Raw genomic sequence first — 1,189 nt, 5'->3', positions numbered from 1 at the left:
CCAGTTACGTCGGTGGATTACATTCTCATCCCTCAGATGGTTATGCTATGTTTTCTTTTCAAGATATTCGTTTCTTGCTGAATGTTTACGATGAGACCAGTTCTACTAGAAAAGGTGAGGTTTTTAATGGATTAGTTTGTAAAGACAATGCGGGAAATACAAATACGTATATGTTAAAAATTGATAATATTGATGCACTACGAACAAAGGTTGATGATGTATGGGATGAACCAAAATATGAAGGTTTAAGTGAAAAAGATAAAATTACAGCTATACACATTAAACAAGCAAAATTATATAAAAAAAGCAGTGGAAATTTAGAAAAAAGCTTTATTGAACAATTTAAAGATTTTGGTATTTCACTTTATAAGGCTGATGAAACTAAAAATAGTTTTAATAAACTGACATTAAATAATTCAATTATAACCTCAATTCCTTGTAACTAATAAATACACAATCATGAAAACATACATTCATTACATCACATTTTTCCTCATCTTAACAGCTAGTCAAGCTCAAAGTCCAATATATGATATTTCAGAGCCACAAGACGGACCCAAAGGCTCCTATTACAAAGATATCAATGGACTTCTAGATGGTTATGACGGAACCTACCTATACAGCAATGGGAATACATCTCTTAAATTTGTATTAAAGAAAAAAATAAAGTCATACAGATATTATTATGAAGATCTTTTAGTAGGGGAATTCCAGTTTATAAAAGATGGGGTAGAAATAGGAAATACTCTGGACAATATTACTATAAATTATACTGATGAGTATACAAATCATCGCATAAAAGGTAGCTCTATCATAACAGGTACTCAGCTGGGCTGCCCTAGTTGTTCACCAACAGAAAAACGACTTAGACTTAGCTTTGTGGATAATAAATCTCCTAACATTGCTGGTGTAGACATGCGCAAAACAACGGTAAATGGTGTGATTGCATTAAAAGTAAAAATCTATTGGGATGGCTTTATCACTCGCAGAGAGGGAGATCCAGTGCCACCTCCAGCAAGTATACATACTGGGGAATACTTAATGATTAAGCAATAAAAATAAACAACCCCAATTAATATAATAGTTGAAGATTTTTTATTGAATCATTCTCACATAAGATTATGAAAAAACACATCTGAATATCACTATTTTTATTTCTGAGTTTTATTATTAAAGCGCAAAATCCGAA

General features: G+C 31.6%; 2 protein-coding genes. Both read left to right on the top strand.

All coding sequences use genetic code 11. From position 1 onward, the window contains the following. On the top strand, positions 1 to 446 hold a 446-nt coding region (locus BUB42_RS16530), incomplete at its 5' end, for a hypothetical protein (RefSeq protein WP_170857250.1). Between the two features lie 13 nt (positions 447 to 459). Then, positions 460 to 1,056 carry a DUF6705 family protein gene (locus BUB42_RS16060; RefSeq protein WP_073022181.1) on the top strand — a complete coding sequence of 199 codons (597 nt, stop codon included), beginning with the start codon at positions 460 to 462 and terminating at the stop codon, positions 1,054 to 1,056. Positions 1,057 to 1,189 lie beyond the last annotated feature (133 nt).

It is taken from the genome of Flavobacterium micromati (assembly GCF_900129585.1).
Taxonomy (GTDB): domain Bacteria; phylum Bacteroidota; class Bacteroidia; order Flavobacteriales; family Flavobacteriaceae; genus Flavobacterium; species Flavobacterium micromati.
The sequence above is the reverse complement of the archived record's forward strand: the minus strand, read 5'-3'. Positions and strand labels throughout refer to the sequence as shown.